Source organism: Lacinutrix sp. MEBiC02404 (assembly GCF_053601575.1).
In genome coordinates, this window is the sequence record NZ_JBSHNV010000218.1 from 20,775 (window position 1) to 38,542 (window position 17,768).

Genomic DNA, 17,768 nt, shown 5'->3' on the forward strand with positions numbered 1-17,768 from the left:
TTTTATTCAATACATTTTTAGCTCGCTTGAGTGCCAGTATGAAAATGATGATGATGTAGTTGAATAAAATTCATGTTCTTTTTTGTTGTCTACAAATATTTGTAAAATATATTTACAATTCCAAATATTTTGTAATATTTTTATTGATTTCCTAAAATAATAGGCATTCCAGAATCTCCAGAACCAATAATAATAATTTTACTATTAGGAGATTCAGACAACTTAACGGTTGCTTCAATACCTTTATCTTGTAAAATCTTATCTGTTAAAGATGCACTTAAAATACGATTTGATTCCGCTTTACCTTTCGCATCAATAATTACTTTCTCTGCCTCTTTTGAAGCTGTAACTAGTCTAAACTCATATTCTAGAGATTCTTGCTCTTGCTTTAATTTACGTTCAATAGCGTCTTTAATGGTTGCAGGTAATTTCACATCCTCCACTAAAACTCTTTTAACTGTTAAAAACTGTCCGTCTAAAAGCGTTGTTACTTCCTCTAAAATTTCTTGCTCAATAACATCTCTTTTACTAGAGTATAATTGTTCTGGTGTGTAACGACCAACAACACTTCTTGCTGCAGCATTTATTGCAGGATCTAATAATTCTCTTTCGTAATCTGCTCCTTTGGTTTTAATTAATTTTCCAAGGTTAGAAAATTCTGGCTCGTACCATATAGTTCCGAATACTTTTACTTCTAGTCCATTAACGGAAAGTACATTCATTTCATCGGAAACCGATTGCTGACGCACTGTTTGCACCAACATATCATTCCAAGGTGCGACAATATGAAAACCTTCTCCATACGTATGATCTGTATTAATACCATCTCCAAAACGCTCAAACAAAACACCACCTTCCCCAGGACCAATAGTCACTGCTGATTTAGATATTAAAATGATTAAGAACACTAGTCCTACTATAAAAGGTACTGCAATTTTAGGTAATTTATCCATATTTATTTTTATATTAATCCGTTATATTTTCTTAAAAACCATTCTAAAGCTAAACTTAAAATTAGCAAAGCTAATAGGTATTTGAAATCAATCAAAGGTACAACATTTTTACTGCTTTTCTGCAGGATAGCGAAGCGTTCGTCCTTTAATAAATCATTAATCAAAGTGTTTGTATTTGCAATAAAATAACTGCTTGCATTTGTATTAATAGCAACTTGCTGAAGCTTGGTTACATTGGCATTTAGAAACTGCTGTTCTATATTATATTCTAAGATTTGAAACACTCCGGATTTAGAAATGTTTTCGTTTGTTGCTTTTACTGAGAAACTATAATCTCCGGCTGGTAAATTACTTAAATCTACTTGGTAATTATTTCCTTTTAAAATTAAAGGAAAAGTACTTGTTGCCTTCGTGCCTTTATTTATAACCGAAATATTTAAAATTTCCTTTACATCAAACTCATAGTTTTTATTAAAAAACTGTGCTTTAATAATTACATTAGAATTCCCTTGATAAAAGGACTCATAATCCACATTTAATCGATTTTTTCTTTTATTCGAAGCTAGGTACTGGACCATCTTACCAATAAAATTATCAAAATTATTAAAGCTCTTTGTGTTTAAATAACTCTGCGCTCTCCATTTCCAGATATTCTCACCAAAAAGTATAGCTTCTCTCCTGTTATTAGTTTCCAAAGTTACTAGCAAAGGATCCTGCGTTTCTAAGCTTCCTATTTTTTTAAATAAAATAGTTTCTGCTGGAACGGAAAAAGTAGCGTTACCAAAAGAAGATTGTAACGGTGGAAAAGATTCAAAATCTAAATCGTCTATAATAAAAGTATTATAGTTTGTATTTAAGCTAGCTTGATAATCTTCGGTTTGCTTTGTGATGTCATGTTTAAAATCGGAAGTGATGGTATTAACAAAGGTATAGTCCGTTTTTGTACCTAAAACCATAAATTTATTCGTATTATCTTGTTTTAAATAATCAAAAACAGACTTAAACTTATTATTTGGCTGATACAATATAACTAATTGAAAATCATTTTTTTGTAACAAATACTCATCTGGAGTAACAATAGAAACTTCACGTTGTTCATTACTTTCAATACTCTTTTTAAAAGCCCCTAAATCTGGGTGTATAAAATCGCTAACTATCGCAACATTTGTTTTCTGATCGATAACTTCCACTGCAAAATCCTTATTATTATTAATCGTATTTTTTTCACTTTCAATAGGAAGAATTTTCGCTTTATACGCTTGTACTCCTACTCGATTTGCTGGTAAACTAAAGTTTAAAACTTTAGAATTATTAGTTCCATTTAGAGTTATATTTTGAGAATATACCGTCGATTTTCCGGAAGTAACCACAAATTTAGAATTTACAATAGCATTCCCGTTATAGGTTACAATAGCCTCGACTGGAAACTTATTCTTTAAAAAAGCGTATTTATTGACATTAAGCTGTTGCAGCTTTAAATCTGTGTACGTAATAGTATCTCCAAGAATAATTGGAAAAATAGGTTGTTTTACTTTTTCTGCTGAAAACAGGTAGTCATTACCAAAGGTTTGGTTTCCGTCTGTTAGTAAAAGTATTGGTGAAGTTGTGTTTTTATAGATTGGATTAAAGGCATTAAAAGCTTTATCAATATTAGTTTGCTTATCTATAAAAGTTAAAGAATCTGATGTTTTTACACGGTTTCCGAAGGTAAAGAAATCTAGATTAAACTTTTCTGAAAGGGCTTTATTATTCTTAATAGATGCTACTAATTGTAAAACATTTTCTTTCTGATTTAAATGCACAATAGAACTTGAATTATCTACAGCAACCACTAAATTAGGTTTTTCTGTATAGTAGCTAATTTTCTCAAATTTAGGATTGATAAGCAATAACAAAAGTAAAAAAATAGATACAAATCTTAAAAAAGCGAAAAGTATACTCTTAGATGTTCTGTTTTTCTTTTTCATACTATACTGAAATAGCGCTAGTGATAGCGCTATAATTCCAGATAGTATTATGTATAAAAGAGTTTCTGTTTGCATAAAATATTCTTCGACAAGCTCAGAATGACATTATATAAAATTATTAGTTACTAGGAGATTCTCATCTTCGTAGGAATTTATTAAGTTAACATTCCTCCATCTACGTTTATGGTTTGCCCAGTAACGTAAGCAGACATATCACTTGCGAGAAAAACACAAACGTTTGCTATATCTTGAGGCGTACCACCACGTTTTAAAGGAATTGCATTTCTCCAACCTTTAACCGTTTCTTCGTCTAGCTTTGCTGTCATTTCGGTTTCAATGAAACCAGGAGCAATCACATTACTTCTAATATTTCTGGAACCTAGTTCTAAGGCTACGGATTTAGAAAAACCAATAATCCCTGCTTTAGAAGCAGCATAGTTGGTTTGACCAGCATTTCCTTTTACACCAACAACAGAACTCATATTAATAATAGAACCTTTACGTTGTTTAAGCATAGTACGTTGTACGGCTTTGGTCATATTAAATACGGACTTTAGATTTACTTCTATAACGGTATCGAAATCCTCTTCACTAATACGCATTAAAAGATTGTCTTTAGTTATTCCTGCGTTATTAACAAGAATATCTATGCTTCCAAATTCTGCAACTACATCTTCGGCTAATTTTTGCGATTGATTAAAATCTGCCGCATTACTTTGATATCCTTTGGCTTTAACACCTAAAGCTGTTAACTCTTTTTCTAGTTCATTAGCAGCCTCCACAGAAGCGCTATATGTAAATGCTACATTAGCACCTTGTTGCGCAAAAACCTGAGCAATCCCTTTTCCTATTCCTCTGCTAGCTCCTGTAATAATGGCTGTTTTTCCTTCTAATAACTTCATATGTAATAACTTCAATTAATTAGATTCCTGATTTTCAGGAATGACGATTTTAATTTTAAGCTTTAGTATTTTTTCTAAAAGCGTTTTTATTTCATTCAAATATAATAAATACAAATTGCATCAAATAAAAAAACCTCACAAAAAAAGGTGAGGTTTTTAACATATATGTGATTGTGCTTAGCCTAAAACTTCAGCAACTTTTTTACCAATCTCAGCAGGTGAATCCACAACGTGAATACCACATTCTCTCATAATTTTCTTTTTTGCTTGTGCAGTATCATCACTTCCACCAACAATAGCTCCAGCATGTCCCATAGTACGTCCTGCAGGTGCAGTTTCTCCTGCGATAAAACCAATTACTGGTTTCTTGCTACCACTAGCTTTATACCAATTAGCAGCATCTGCTTCTAATTGTCCACCAATTTCACCAATCATTACTACCGCTTCCGTTTCTGGATCGTTAATTAATAACTCCACCGCTTCTTTGGTAGTTGTTCCAATAATAGGATCTCCACCAATACCAATTGCTGTTGTAATACCTAAACCTTGTTTTACAACCTGATCTGCAGCTTCATACGTTAATGTACCTGATTTAGACACAATACCAACTTTACCTTTTTTGAAAACGAAACCTGGCATAATACCAACTTTAGCTTCCCCTGGAGTAATAACTCCTGGACAGTTAGGCCCAATTAATCTACAATCTCTATCTTTAATATACGCCGCAGTTTTAATCATATCTGCAACTGGAATACCTTCAGTTATAGTAATAATTACTTTAATTCCTGCATCTGCAGCTTCCATAATAGCATCCGCAGCAAAAGCTGGTGGTACAAAAATAATGGTTGTGTCTGCTCCTACTTTTTCAACAGCTTCTGAAACCGTATTAAAAACAGGTCTATCTAAATGTGTTTGACCACCTTTTCCTGGAGTAACTCCACCAACAACATTTGTTCCGTATTCAATCATCTGTCCAGCGTGAAAAGTACCTTCACTACCAGTAAATCCTTGAACTATTATTTTTGAATCTTTATTTACTAAAACGCTCATTTATGTTTAGATTAAAATTGTTTAATATTTGTTTAAGAATTCCTTTACTACAAATTAAAACTCTTACTGCAAAAGTAAGATTTTGAAAAGAATTTTTAAAGTGATTTGTATTTTTATTTCTTAAAAAGAATTTAAGCTTTCTGAGCTACTATCTGCTAGCTGACTCATTTGAAATCCTTTGATAATTTTGTCGTCTTTCACTTCCCAAATAGTAGAGAAATGCGCTAATGGCATTTCCTCGTTTGGGTTTTCGACTGTTGTAAAATATGAGGTGTAACGTATCGTTACCATGTTTTCATCTTGTAATAAATGGCTAGTTTCAAAACGTAGTGTATCGTACATTTTTCTAACCTCTTCAAAAACCAATTTCAAAGCATTAAAATCTAACACGTTAAAACCTTTGCTACTATGCCAACTTAAAGTGCAATCCTTATGAAAATAAAGATCCACAGCTTCTGAATTATTTGCTAAATCAGAACTATAAAATTTTTGAACAACTTGCTTAGGTGTCATTTATTTCTTTTTTAATTGTTCTACAATTTCAGGAATTTTCTTGATATACGCTAATTCTTTTAATTTCACTCTAGCTTCTTCAATAGGAGTCCCAAAATAAGACTTTCCTCCTGCTATAGATTTGGTAACTCCAGTTTGCCCCAGAACAACTGCCTTTTCTCCAATAGTAATTCCACTTGTGGTACCTACTTGCCCCCAAATAGTAACTTCATCCTCAATAATACAACAACCAGCAATTCCTGTTTGGGATGCTATTAGACATTTTTTACCAATTACAGTATCATGACCAACTTGAATTTGGTTATCTAATTTAGAGCCTTCACCAATAATGGTGTCTCCAGTAACTCCTTTGTCTATCGTGCAAAGCGCACCAATATCTACATTATCTTTAATCACTACTCTTCCTCCAGAAATTAAAGGATCAAATCCTTCTGTACGTTTTTTATAATAAAAAGCAGAAGCACCTAAAATGGTTCCTGCATGAATGGTAACATTATTCCCAATTACCGTGTCATCATAAATACTTACGTTGGAATGAATAATGCAATTATCACCAATGGTTACATTATTACCAATAAAACAATTAGGTTGAATAATCGTGTTTTCACCAATTTTTGCGGAAGGTGCAATTGCTACATTAGAAGCCTGAAAAGGTTTAAAATGTTGTGTGATTTTATTGAAATCTCTAAAAGGATCATCGCTAATCAGTAATGCTTTTCCTTCTGGGCAATCTACTTCTTTGTTGATTAGTACAATAGTTGCAGCAGACTGTAATGCTTTATCATAGTACTTTGGATGATCTACAAATACTACATCTCCTTTTTCAACTACATGAATTTCATTAATACCAAGCACTTGAAAATTAGCATCACCAACAAATTTACAATCTATTAGGTCTGCAATTTGTTTTAAAGTATGTGGTTTGGGGAATTTCATAAATCCAGTTTACAGTTTACAGTCTCCGTTTACAGTCTGTTAACTGCATACGGAGACTGTAAATTAATTTTTATTATTCTTTAACACGTTCTTTATAGGTACCTTTTTCTGTTTCTACTTTTATCTTATCTCCTTCATTAATAAATAAAGGCACATTAACAGATGCTCCAGTTTCCATAGTTGCAGGTTTTGTAGCATTTGTTGCTGTATTCCCTTTAACTCCAGGCTCTGTAGCTGTAACTTCAAGTATAACACTTGCAGGCAAATCTACAGAAAGTGGCATATTGTCTTCTGTATTAATTAAAACAGTTACAATTTCTCCTTCTTTCATCAATTCTGGTTTATCTAAAGCAGCTTCTAATAAACGAATTTGCGTGTAATCTGCTTCGTTCATAAAGTGATAAAACTCACCATCATTATATAGATACTGAAATTTATGCGTTTCTACTCGTACATCTTCTAACTTATGTCCTGCAGAAAATGTATTATCTAACACTTTTCCGCTAGTTACACTTTTCATTTTTGTTCTTACAAAAGCAGGCCCTTTACCAGGTTTTACGTGTAAAAATTCAATTACTTTATAAATATCATTGTTATATTTAATACAAAGTCCGTTTCTAATATCTGAAGTTGTTGCCATCTTGTTGCCCACAAAAGTGGGTATTTTTAATTGTTTATAAATTGGATGTTATTTTTAATAAAAACACCCCTAAAGTCCCCTCACGGGGACAACACTCAGTCCTGATTACTCAAAACCTTAAAATAATTTAGCTTTAATTTTTTTTCGAATAATTAATTCGATTTGAAGTACCCTTTCATAATACCACGATGTGAATTCTTAATAAATTGAAGAATTTCATCACGTTCATGGGTTGCTTCCATTTCTGCTTCAATTAAATCTGAAGCTTGTGTATTATTATAGTTTTTCTGATATAACATTCTGTATATATCTTGTATTTCTCTAATTTTTTCGGTGGTAAAACCTCTTCTTCTTAATCCTACAGAATTAATTCCGACATAAGATAAAGGTTCACGACCCGCTTTTACAAAAGGAGGAACATCTTTTCTTACTAAAGACCCACCAGTTACAAAGGCATGATTACCAATAGAACAAAATTGATGTACTGCAGTCATTCCTGCTAATACTACATAATCACCAACAGTTATATGTCCTGCGAGTGTACTGTTATTAGAAAAAATACAATTATTACCAACCACACAATCATGTGCAATATGACAATATGCCATTATTAAGCAATTGTCACCAATTACCGTTTTCATTTTATCTGTAGTACCACGATTAATGGTTACACACTCTCTAATAGTAACATTATCCCCAATCACGGTTAATGTGTCTTCATCTTTAAATTTTAAATCTTGAGGTACACCAGAAATTACTGCGCCAGGAAAAATGTTACAATTTTTACCTATTCGAGCTCCTTCCATGATAGTAACATTACTACCAATCCATGTTCCTTCTCCAATTACCACATTATTATGTATAGTTGTAAAAGGATCTATAACGACATTTTTAGCAATTTTTGCTCCAGGATGTACGTAAGCTAAAGGTTGGTTCATTTTTTTGATATTTATATTTATAAAGCGGGAAAAACATACTCGCTTATTAAACCTTTACACTTCATTTTAAATTTTGAAGTCCGTTTGGCTCTGTATTATATTATTTTATTTTAGATATTTGTGCCATCAGCTCTGCTTCTGCACATAGTTTTCCGTTAGCATACGCATTTCCTTGCATATGACAAATACCTCTACGTATTGGCGTAATTAAATCACATTTAAAAATTAGCGTATCTCCAGGAACTACTTTTTGTTTAAACTTTACTTTATCTATTTTCATAAAGAAAGTTAGATAGTTTTCTGGATCTGGAACGGTACTTAAAACAAGTATTCCTCCTGTTTGCGCCATTGCTTCTACAATTAGCACACCAGGCATTACTGGAGATCCAGGAAAGTGTCCTTTAAAAAACTCCTCGTTCATGGTAACGTTTTTCATACCTACAACGTGAGAATCACTAAGCTCAAAAATTTTATCAATTAATAAGAATGGTTGTCTATGTGGCAACATATCCATTATTTGATTCACATCCATTAACGGTTTTTGATGTAAATCTACAACAGGTACGTAATTACGTTTTTCGTTTTTTATAATCTTAGACAGTTTTTTTGCAAACTGTGTATTTACAAAGTGTCCCGGCTTAGTTGCAATCACCTTACCTCTAATTCTTGTTCTAATTAAAGCTAGATCACCAAGAACATCTAATAACTTATGTCTTGCAGCCTCATTAGGATGATGCAAAGTTAAATTATCTAATATACCGTTAGATTTTACTGCAATAGTTTCTTTATTAAAGGCAACTTTAAGTTTTTCCATGGTTTCTGGAGACAATTCTTTATCTACATACACTATGGCATTATTTAAATCTCCACCTTTAATTAATCCATGTTCTAGAAGTGTTTCAATTTCATGCAGAAAACTAAAAGTTCTTGCGTCTGAAATTTCCGTTTTAAAATCTGAAATATGGTTTAATGTGGCATTTTGTGTTCCTAGAACTTTAGTACCAAAATCTACCATAGTAGTTATTTGGTATTCATTGGAAGGCATAATAAGAATTTCACTTCCAGATTCTTCATCTTTATATGAAATTATATCCGTAACCACATATTCTTGTCTTGTAGCCTCTTGTTCTACAATTTCTGCTTTTTCTAAAGATTCGATAAAGAATTTGGAAGAACCGTCCATAATTGGTGGTTCTGAAGCATCTAATTCTATAATAATATTATCTAGATCTAGACCAACTAATGCAGCAAGTACGTGTTCGCAAGTCTGAATAGTTACTCCATTTTTCTCCATGCAAGTACCACGTTGTGTATTCGTTACATAGTTCGCATCTGCTTCAATGATTGGTTCTCCTTCTAAATCGATACGTTTAAAACCGAATCCGAAGTTTTCTGAAGCTGGTTTAAAGGTTAATTTTACATTTTTTCCTGTATGTAAACCAACACCACTTAAAGACATTTCCTTTTTGATTGTCTTTTGCTTAATATTAGTATTAACTATTGCCATTTACTTTTTTTTCTAGTTCGTTTATCGTTTTAACAATTCCTGGTAAATTTTTAAAATGCACGTATGATTTTACATAATTACCATAATCTATAGCTGGCGAACCATATAATTTTTCGCCATCTTTGACTCTATGTCCAATTCCTGTTTGCGCTTGTACTCGCACTCTATCACCAATAGTAAGATGACCTGCAATACCTACTTGTCCACCAATCATACAATACTGTCCGATTTTTGTAGAACCAGCAATACCCGTTTGTGCAGCAATGACGGTGTTTTCACCAATTTCTACATTATGAGCAATCTGTATTTGATTGTCTAGCTTTACACCTTTTCTAATGATAGTAGATCCTAAAGTAGCTCTATCTATAGTTGTTGCAGATCCAATGTCCACGTAATCTTCAATAATAACATTACCTATTTGCGGTATTTTTTGAAATGCGCCATTTTCATCTGGAGCAAAACCAAAACCATCGGCGCCAATAATTGCACCACTATTTATAATACAATGGTTTCCTACTTGTGTTTCCGAATAAATTTTAGCTCCTGCAAAAATGGTTGTATTATCGCCTATGGTTACATTATCTCCAATATAAGCTTGTGGATAAATTTTAACATTATTCCCCAGTTTTACATTTTCTCCTAAATATGAAAAAGCGCCTAAATAGACTTCTTCTCCGTAAGTAGCAGTGTCTGAAGCAAAGCTTGGTTGCTCTATACCGACTTTATTATTTTTTACTTGGTTGTAATATTCTAATAATTTGGAAAAAGATTTATAAGCATCCTCCACTTTAATTAAAGTAGTTTCAATATCATTTTCTGGTTCGAAAGTTTTATTGACTATAGTTATAGATGCTTTAGTAGAATATATATATGATGTGTATTTAGGATTAGCAAGAAACGTTAATGATCCTGCTGTTCCCTCTTCTATTTTTGATAGTTTAGAAACTTCAACATCTGGATTACCAACAACGTCTCCTTCTAAAATTCCTGCAATTTGTTCCGCTGTGAATCTCACACTTTTATGTTTAGTTTTTTTGTAATTCTAGCAAAAATAAGAAAAATGTGCTAAACTAACGTTATAGTTTTTGTTTTGGATAGCATATATAATATTTAGTGACAGGTTTTGAAAGTGCTTTTAGGTTTAATTGGTCGGATGCTTTTACTATATCTTCTATCTTTCCATTTTTATGTAAAATATTAATTTTCTGCTTTTTTTGTTGGTATGCTTGATTAGAGATTTCACCAGTAAACACAAAATAGGCAGCTTCTTCTTCCGTAATATTATGGGTTTCCATAAGCGTTTGCATGTGTTGTTCTAATATTTCAGCTTTAATCTTTTTCTTCTTCAGCTTCACTTTTAACAAATCTCTATTTATTATCATTTCGCATAAATTACGCAACACAAAATCTTCATGAAATTGCCATGCTTTCATTGCCGAAACAATATCATAATCATCAAGCATAGAAAAGGTATCTAATGTTTCTACATTAAAATTACCTAATGAGATTTCATTTTCTAAGAAGTATTGTAAAGGTTTGCTTGCTTCTAATTTTTCCCCTTTAGAAGTTAACTCTTTAGCTCTTTTTAAAACTCTAATTAGTAATTGTTCTGCAGCTAAACTGGTTTTATGTAAATAGACTTGCCAGTACATTAAACGTCTTGCTACTAAAAATTTTTCGACACTATAAATACCTTTATCTTCTACAACCAATGCATCATTTACCACGTTTAGCATGGTAATTAAACGCTCACTATTAATATTACCTTCTGCTACTCCTGTATAAAAACTATCGCGTTTTAAATAATCTGCTCTATCCATATCTATTTGACTAGATATTAGCTGACACATAAATTTTCTTGGATATTCTCCTTTAAAGATTTTAATGGCTAAAGTTAAACTTCCGTTAAACTCTTTATTTAAAGTTTCCATAAAAAGCAGTGAAATTTCTTCATGCGAAACATTATTTACAATACTATGTTCCATCGCATGAGAGAATGGTCCGTGACCAATATCATGCAATAAAATAGCAACAAATAATGCGTTTTCCTCTTCCGAAGATATCTCAACCCCTTTAAAACGTAGTACTTGAACCGCTTTTTGCATTAAATGCATACAGCCAATTGCATGTTGAAAACGTGTGTGATGCGCTCCTGGATATACCAAATAAGACATTCCCATTTGGGTAATTCTACGTAGTCTTTGAAAATATTTATGCTCAATTAAATCGAATATTAACGAATTTGGTATAGTAATAAATCCGTAAATTGGATCGTTTAATATCTTAAGTTTGTTTTTAGTATGCAAGCTTTAATTTTTTTTACAAATTTCTAAACAAATATACATGAACAATATAAATATTCTTTGGGTTGACGATGAAATAGATTTATTAAAACCTCATATTATCTTTCTAGAACAAAAAAATTACAAGGTTACCACCTGTAAAAGTGGTACAGAAGCACTTGAAATTTTGGACGACACCAATTTTGACATTGTTTTTTTAGACGAAAACATGCCAGGACTTACCGGCTTAGAAACGCTAAACGAAATTAAAGAAAGAAGAGACACGCTTCCTGTGGTTATGATTACCAAAAGTGAAGAGGAATACATCATGGAAGAAGCTATTGGTAATAAAATAGCGGATTACTTAATTAAACCTGTAAACCCAAACCAGATTTTATTAAGTTTAAAAAAGAATTTAGACCATTCTCGATTAGTTTCTGAAAAAACAACTTCTAACTACCAGCAAGAATTTAGAAAAATTGCTATGGATTTATCTATGGTGAATTCTTATGAAGAATGGGCTGCTTTATATCAAAAGCTTGTGTATTGGGAACTTCAGCTAGAAAATATTGAAGATATTGGGATGTTTGAAATTTTAGAATCTCAAAAAAGCGAAGCCAATACACAGTTTGGGAAATTTATAGATAAAAACTACCCAACTTGGTTTGATGCACATACAGATGCTCCAATCATGTCTCATACCCTATTTAAAGAAAAGATAGCACCAGAAATTAGCAAAGAGCAACCAACACTTTTAGTGGTAATCGATAATTTACGTTACGACCAATGGAAGTCTTTTGAACCTATTGTAAACAACTATTATAAAAAAGATAAGGAATTCCCGTTTTACAGTATTTTACCTACAGCAACGCAATATGCTCGAAATGCGATATTTTCAGGTTTGATGCCGAGTGATATGGAAAGACTTTTTCCTGAATATTGGAAAAACGATACCGATGAAGGCGGTAAAAATCTGCACGAAGCTGATTTTTTAAGAGAACAGTTAAAACGTTTAGGATTATCTGATTTAAAGCACGAATACTACAAGATTACCAATCTAAAAAACGGAAGAAAACTTGTAGACAACTTTAAAGGACTTAAAGATAACGATCTTACTGTTGTTGTATATAACTTTGTAGATATGCTTTCGCACTCTAAAACAGAAATGGATGTGGTGAAAGAATTAGCTTCTAATGATAAAGCATATAGATCCTTAACCCAAAGTTGGTTTAAGAATTCACCATTGTTAGAAATGATTCAACAAGCGCAACAAATGGGCTTTAAATTAATATTAACTACAGATCATGGTACTATTAATGTAAAAAACCCTTCTAGAGTTGTTGGAGATAGAGATACTAGTTTGAATTTAAGATACAAAACAGGACGAAGTTTGACTTACGAAGACAAAGATGTATTAGTAGCAAAAGACCCGAAAAGTATTCACCTACCATCGCTTTCTATGAGTAGTTCTTTTATATTTGCCAAAAGTGATTTATTTTTTGCTTATCCTAATAATTATAACCATTATGTGAGTTATTTTAGAAACACCTATCAACATGGAGGTGTTTCATTGGAAGAAATGATCATTCCATTCGTGGTATTAAACCCCAAATAGGAATAGACGTAATACAATAAATACCGATGAAATGCATTAATATTAGTTTATTTGGAGAAATATATGTATAATTGTATGTTTAATTTAAGAAAAGTTTGGATTTAGAATACACCATTAATGATCTAGATAAGGTTGTTGAAACATTATTAAAGACTAGTACTAATAAGATTATTTTATTTCATGGCAGCATGGGAGTTGGTAAAACAACCCTTATTAAGGCTTTAGTAAAAGCCATTGGTAGTACTGATGAAGTTCAAAGTCCGACCTACTCTTTAGTAAATGAGTATCAATTGCCCGATATCAGTATATTTCATTTTGATTTATACCGAGTGAACACAATAGACGAACTGTATAATTTTGGCTTTGAGGAGTATTTACAAGAGAACCATTGGGTATTTATTGAATGGCCAGAATTAGCTATGGAATTTATGCCTAAAAATGTAACCAATGTATTTTTAAAATTAGCTCCAAATGCAAGTAGAAGAATTACAATAAAATAACCTAAATTTTTAAAAAAGCATGAGTAAGTAATACAATTCCTACGCTTTTTAGTAAAAAAAAGCACTATTTATGGTAAAGCCGTAAGCGAAAAAACCAAAAACGTTAATTTTAACATAATATTAACATTTGGCGCCAAATTTACCTGCAGTGTTTATCTAGTTTCGAGGTATTAATTAACTAATCTCTCATAATTATGAAAACTAAAAAGTATTTAATAGCAATTGCTATTTTTGGAGGAGTATTGTTTACAGCTCAAGCAACAAATCTTTTAAATATCGATGGACAAACAACAACAAACATTGAAAAGAAAAACAGAAAAATGTCTCCAGCAGGATAAAACAAAAATTAATAAGAGTTTAATTATAGGTAGTTTGATTGCTACTTTTATAGGATTAACACCTTATTTATTTTATTTATATGAAAGTGTTCCAGAAACTCAAGTTTGGAACACTTTTTTATTCACATATGATAGTACATTCTGGGAAGATGCCAATTATGCCATGTGGCACTTAACAAGTAAATTAATTCCTTTAATCCTATTGACAATATGGTTCTTTACTTGTCGCCATTGGTGGTATCACACATTAATAGTACCAATAGCCATGTATGTATATCAAATTATTGTTATGCTAAACGTCGATATTAATTATATGGACGAATTTCAGTTATTGTACTTAGTACCCGTAATGGCTGTAGTTATCCCTTCCATCTATTTAATTAGAGCGAAGATGTTTGATAAAATTAATACAGCTAATAAATCCCTGGAAGAATTAGAAGAAGAATTTACAGTTAGACCTAAAACCGTTTGGGGTAAAGTAAAACAGTATTTTTAGTTTATACTACTCCACGTAATAACAGATATACTTTATGTACAAATCTTTCTATTTTTCTATTTATTTAGAGGAATAGAACGGTACCTAAGTTCTTCCCATTTAAAAACTTCACTATTTTTTAACATTACGGTTTTCCCGTAATTACATCTTTATTTGTATATTTATAGAAAATTTTCTTCATTCTAGAATATTAAATAAGACACATGAGTAAAACAATTAATAGAATAATGTTAGTTATCAAGCACTTAGGCATTAGCGCAAGGCAGTTTGATATTTCTATTGGTACCGCAAATGGTTATATTTTACGTATGCAAAAGAACAATGCTTCTGTTGGTAGTGATGTTATTGAGCGTATAATGCAATTATATCCGCAAATAAATTTGGTTTGGTTAATCACAGGAGAAGGAAATATGCTACTAGAAAAACCCAAAACAAAAATAAGCCAAACTAACCTAGAAATTGAACAATATATTAATGATAGGTTAAGTGAAAAATGGAGTGCTGAAAAAAAGTTGCTTTTAGATGAAATTTTAACAGAGCTTAAATCTATAGAAAATAAGTAGTCTTTATTTATTTCGCGAGTATAAGTCAAAGTCTTCTCGTAATTTAATTAATTGTATTAGATATTCCTTTTTATCTAATTTTATTTTCTCCTTTCTTAAAAGAATGAGTTTCGTTTTATAGGCTTTATAATCCTCTTTTTTATAATTAGACACATGTCTCATCAATTCATTTATTTCATCATCTATCTGTTTATTAATACTTTTTGAAAAAGAGTAATAGTTAAGTTTTTTGGATATAACAAAAAGTAATATAATTATTGGTATGCTTAAAAGAAAGCTATAATAATGCTTATACCCACCTATGGCATAATTTATTTCATAATAAGCTGTAGTTACTTTATTTATTTCATAAAATATAGGTGCTAAAATTACATACCTCCACCAATGTTTACATGTAACAAACCAAATACAAAAAATTAAGGTAGTTAAAAACTTATAACTAAAATACCAAAAAATCACAGCTACTTCATTGCCTGTATTGGATAAATTAACAATAAAAAAATTGGTTCTCCATACCATAGTGTTCTCCGGTACGATTGTATATAAAAAGAAAAAAAAGGGACAAACGGCAATTATAAAAACTATAACAAAATCCTTTAAAACATTAACCCTACTAAACACAAATAATTTGGACATATCTATAGTTTAATCAATTGTTGTCTTAAACGCAATAATTGATATTTATAATCTTCTGTGCTTAATCTTGATTTATCTTCTTTAAGCTTTTTAAATTCTTCAATTATCAAAGCATTATTATTGTTAACGTTTAATTCTACTAATAAACTTTCTATTTCTGCATTCATCTCATTATTTAAGTCTAAATATTTAGAATAATAATTAATCTTTTTTGAAACTAAAATAACAAGTATAACAACTGGTATCGTGAATGGTAAACTGTACAAATATTCTATTTCATCTATAACAGACGCATTGCTATTAAAAACAGAGCTAAATTTAAACAACTCTATTATTAATGGAACCAAAAGCACATAGTGCCACCAATGCTTGCAGGTAACAAACCAAATACATAAACTAATCGCCACTATTAGCTTAGTAGCTATTAACCATAAATAGAAATGAGCACTTTCCCATTCTCCTGAATTAAGAGTAAACCATTGCGTTTCCCATACCGCGGTATCAGGAGCGAGCCTATATAAATAAAACAAAAAAGGCAAAGCAGCTATTATTATAGCAATAAAGACATCTTTTATTTTTACTTCTTTTATGTTTTTGAGAATATCTTTCATATTATAAGTATAATATTACAAAAAATAGAGCATATTTTCTATATAAATCTTTTAAATTTTAATTTTTATATAAATTAAAATTATTCGTAATTTGACTATCCAACAAATTGGTTCATATATGTCTAAACCTTTATCGCCTTTTACTAAGCAACAATTGCTCCCGCAAGAGGAAACACTTGAGATTTTTAAACAAAAGGGAAACCTTTTTATAGGTATACCAAAAGAAACTGCTTTTCAAGAAAAGCGTGTTTGCTTAACTCCAGATGCTGTTTCTGCACTTGTTAGTAATGGACATCGCGTTTTAATGGAAACTGGAGCTGGCGAAGGCGCAAAGTTTAGCGATAAAAATTATAGCGAAGCTGGAGCAGAAATAACTAACGATACCGCAAAAGTATATGGTTGCCCGATCGTTTTAAAAGTAGAACCTCCTACTCTAGAACAAATCAATTTAATAAATCCGCAAACCATATTAATTTCTGCGTTACAATTAAAAACGCAAAACAAAAAATATTTTGAAACTTTAGCAAACAAACGTATTACCGCACTTGCTTTCGAGTTTATTAGAGACGAAGATGGTTCTTATCCAGCCGTACGTTCTTTAAGTGAAATTGCAGGAACTTCTGCTGTGCTTATCGCTGCAGAGTTATTGAGTAATGTAAATGAAGGTAACGGATTGATGTTTGGTAATATTAGTGGTGTTCCTCCTATTGAAGTGGTTATTATTGGCGCAGGAACCGTTGGTGAATTTGCTGCTAGAAGTGCTATCGGACTTGGTGCAAATGTGAAAGTATTCGATAATTCGATTACCAAATTACGAAGAATGCAAACCAATTTAGGGATGACCATTTACACTTCTACACTACAGCCTAAAAACTTAGCCAAAGCTTTAAAAAGATGTGATGTCGCTATTGGCGCTGTTAGAGGAAAAAATAGAGCTCCAATTATTGTTACAGAAACCATGGTTGGCAATATGAAATCTGGTGCTGTTATTATAGATGTTAGTATAGATATGGGAGGATGTATTGAAACCAGCGAAGTTACTTCACATAAACACCCTACTTTTATTAAACATGGCGTGATACATTATTGCGTACCAAATATTCCTGCTCGATTTGCTAGAACTGCCTCTATTTCAATAAGTAATATGTTTACACCATATCTTTTAAAAATTGCCGAAGATGGCGGTTTAGAAAATTCTTTAAGATTTGATAAAGGTTTAAAAAATGGGTTGTACTTTTACCACGGAATTTTAACCAACAAATCTGTTGGTGAATGGTTCGATTTGAAACACAGCGATATTAACTTACTTATTTTTTAAATT

Annotated in this window: 19 protein-coding genes; 6 read left to right on the forward strand and 13 right to left on the reverse strand. The window is 31.4% G+C overall.

Going from position 1 to position 17,768, the window contains the following annotated elements; all coding sequences use genetic code 11:
• Positions 1-140: 140 nt before the first annotated feature.
• From ACVCXO_RS14060 to ACVCXO_RS14110, 11 genes are all read right to left on the reverse strand, one after another.
• Positions 141-953, reverse strand: coding sequence for a prohibitin family protein (locus ACVCXO_RS14060; protein ID WP_452230222.1), 813 nt, complete (start codon positions 951-953; stop codon positions 141-143).
• Positions 954-961: 8 nt separating this feature from the next.
• Positions 962-2,995, reverse strand: a complete 2,034-nt coding sequence (locus ACVCXO_RS14065) for a VWA domain-containing protein (protein WP_452230223.1) — start codon at positions 2,993-2,995, stop codon at positions 962-964.
• 80 nt (positions 2,996-3,075) lie between these two features.
• Positions 3,076-3,822, reverse strand: a complete 747-nt coding sequence (fabG, locus tag ACVCXO_RS14070; protein ID WP_452230224.1) for a 3-oxoacyl-[acyl-carrier-protein] reductase — start codon at positions 3,820-3,822, stop codon at positions 3,076-3,078.
• A 177-nt stretch (positions 3,823-3,999) separates the two neighbouring features.
• Entirely contained in the window at positions 4,000-4,872 is an 873-nt protein-coding gene (sucD, locus tag ACVCXO_RS14075; RefSeq protein WP_203458759.1) for a succinate--CoA ligase subunit alpha, read from the reverse strand.
• A 120-nt stretch (positions 4,873-4,992) separates the two neighbouring features.
• Complete coding sequence (locus tag ACVCXO_RS14080; RefSeq protein WP_452230225.1) at positions 4,993-5,385, reverse strand: nuclear transport factor 2 family protein; 393 nt, start codon at positions 5,383-5,385, stop codon at positions 4,993-4,995.
• Positions 5,386-6,321: a UDP-3-O-(3-hydroxymyristoyl)glucosamine N-acyltransferase gene (locus tag ACVCXO_RS14085; RefSeq protein ID WP_452230226.1), complete on the reverse strand. Its 936-nt coding sequence runs from the start codon at positions 6,319-6,321 to the stop codon at positions 5,386-5,388. It lies immediately after the preceding gene.
• Positions 6,322-6,394: 73 nt separating this feature from the next.
• Positions 6,395-6,961, reverse strand: a complete 567-nt coding sequence (gene efp / locus ACVCXO_RS14090; RefSeq protein WP_452230227.1) for an elongation factor P — start codon at positions 6,959-6,961, stop codon at positions 6,395-6,397.
• Positions 6,962-7,113: 152 nt separating this feature from the next.
• Positions 7,114-7,899 carry an acyl-ACP--UDP-N-acetylglucosamine O-acyltransferase gene (lpxA, locus tag ACVCXO_RS14095; protein ID WP_452230228.1) on the reverse strand — a complete coding sequence of 262 codons (786 nt, stop codon included), beginning with the start codon at positions 7,897-7,899 and terminating at the stop codon, positions 7,114-7,116.
• A 100-nt stretch (positions 7,900-7,999) separates the two neighbouring features.
• Positions 8,000-9,406, reverse strand: coding sequence for a bifunctional UDP-3-O-[3-hydroxymyristoyl] N-acetylglucosamine deacetylase/3-hydroxyacyl-ACP dehydratase (locus ACVCXO_RS14100; RefSeq protein WP_452230229.1), 1,407 nt, complete (start codon positions 9,404-9,406; stop codon positions 8,000-8,002).
• Positions 9,393-10,421, reverse strand: a complete 1,029-nt coding sequence (lpxD, locus tag ACVCXO_RS14105; protein ID WP_452230230.1) for a UDP-3-O-(3-hydroxymyristoyl)glucosamine N-acyltransferase — start codon at positions 10,419-10,421, stop codon at positions 9,393-9,395. Before lpxD ends, ACVCXO_RS14100 begins: the two co-directional genes overlap by 14 nt.
• Before the next feature lie 61 nt (positions 10,422-10,482).
• Positions 10,483-11,712, reverse strand: coding sequence for an HD domain-containing protein (locus ACVCXO_RS14110; RefSeq protein ID WP_452230231.1), 1,230 nt, complete (start codon positions 11,710-11,712; stop codon positions 10,483-10,485).
• A 37-nt stretch (positions 11,713-11,749) separates the two neighbouring features.
• Between ACVCXO_RS14110 and porX the strand changes: the two genes are divergently transcribed.
• The 5 genes from porX (at position 11,750) to ACVCXO_RS14135 (ending at position 15,200) form a co-directional block, all read left to right on the forward strand.
• Positions 11,750-13,303: a T9SS response regulator signal transducer PorX gene (porX, locus tag ACVCXO_RS14115; protein ID WP_452230232.1), complete on the forward strand. Its 1,554-nt coding sequence runs from the start codon at positions 11,750-11,752 to the stop codon at positions 13,301-13,303.
• A 95-nt stretch (positions 13,304-13,398) separates the two neighbouring features.
• The gene (gene tsaE / locus ACVCXO_RS14120; RefSeq protein ID WP_452230233.1) at positions 13,399-13,803 is read left to right on the forward strand and encodes a tRNA (adenosine(37)-N6)-threonylcarbamoyltransferase complex ATPase subunit type 1 TsaE; all 405 of its coding nucleotides are present in this window, start codon (positions 13,399-13,401) and stop codon (positions 13,801-13,803) included.
• Positions 13,804-13,997: 194 nt separating this feature from the next.
• Positions 13,998-14,141 carry a hypothetical protein gene (locus ACVCXO_RS14125; RefSeq protein WP_452230234.1) on the forward strand — a complete coding sequence of 48 codons (144 nt, stop codon included), beginning with the start codon at positions 13,998-14,000 and terminating at the stop codon, positions 14,139-14,141.
• Positions 14,104-14,637 (forward strand): hypothetical protein, encoded by a 534-nt coding sequence (locus ACVCXO_RS14130; protein WP_452230235.1) that lies wholly within the window; start codon positions 14,104-14,106, stop codon positions 14,635-14,637. The genes ACVCXO_RS14125 and ACVCXO_RS14130 overlap by 38 nt, the downstream gene beginning before the upstream one ends.
• Positions 14,638-14,840: 203 nt before the next feature.
• Positions 14,841-15,200 (forward strand): hypothetical protein, encoded by a 360-nt coding sequence (locus tag ACVCXO_RS14135; protein ID WP_452230236.1) that lies wholly within the window; start codon positions 14,841-14,843, stop codon positions 15,198-15,200.
• 3 nt (positions 15,201-15,203) lie between these two features.
• Here ACVCXO_RS14135 and ACVCXO_RS14140 read toward each other — a convergent pair whose 3' ends face one another.
• Positions 15,204-15,836, reverse strand: a complete 633-nt coding sequence (locus ACVCXO_RS14140) for a hypothetical protein (RefSeq protein WP_452230237.1) — start codon at positions 15,834-15,836, stop codon at positions 15,204-15,206.
• Between the two features lie 2 nt (positions 15,837-15,838).
• Positions 15,839-16,447 (reverse strand): hypothetical protein, encoded by a 609-nt coding sequence (locus ACVCXO_RS14145; RefSeq protein ID WP_452230238.1) that lies wholly within the window; start codon positions 16,445-16,447, stop codon positions 15,839-15,841.
• 118 nt (positions 16,448-16,565) lie between these two features.
• On the opposite strand from ACVCXO_RS14145, the gene ACVCXO_RS14150 reads away from it, so the two are divergent.
• Positions 16,566-17,765: an alanine dehydrogenase gene (locus ACVCXO_RS14150; RefSeq protein WP_452230239.1), complete on the forward strand. Its 1,200-nt coding sequence runs from the start codon at positions 16,566-16,568 to the stop codon at positions 17,763-17,765.
• Positions 17,766-17,768: the final 3 nt, after the last annotated feature.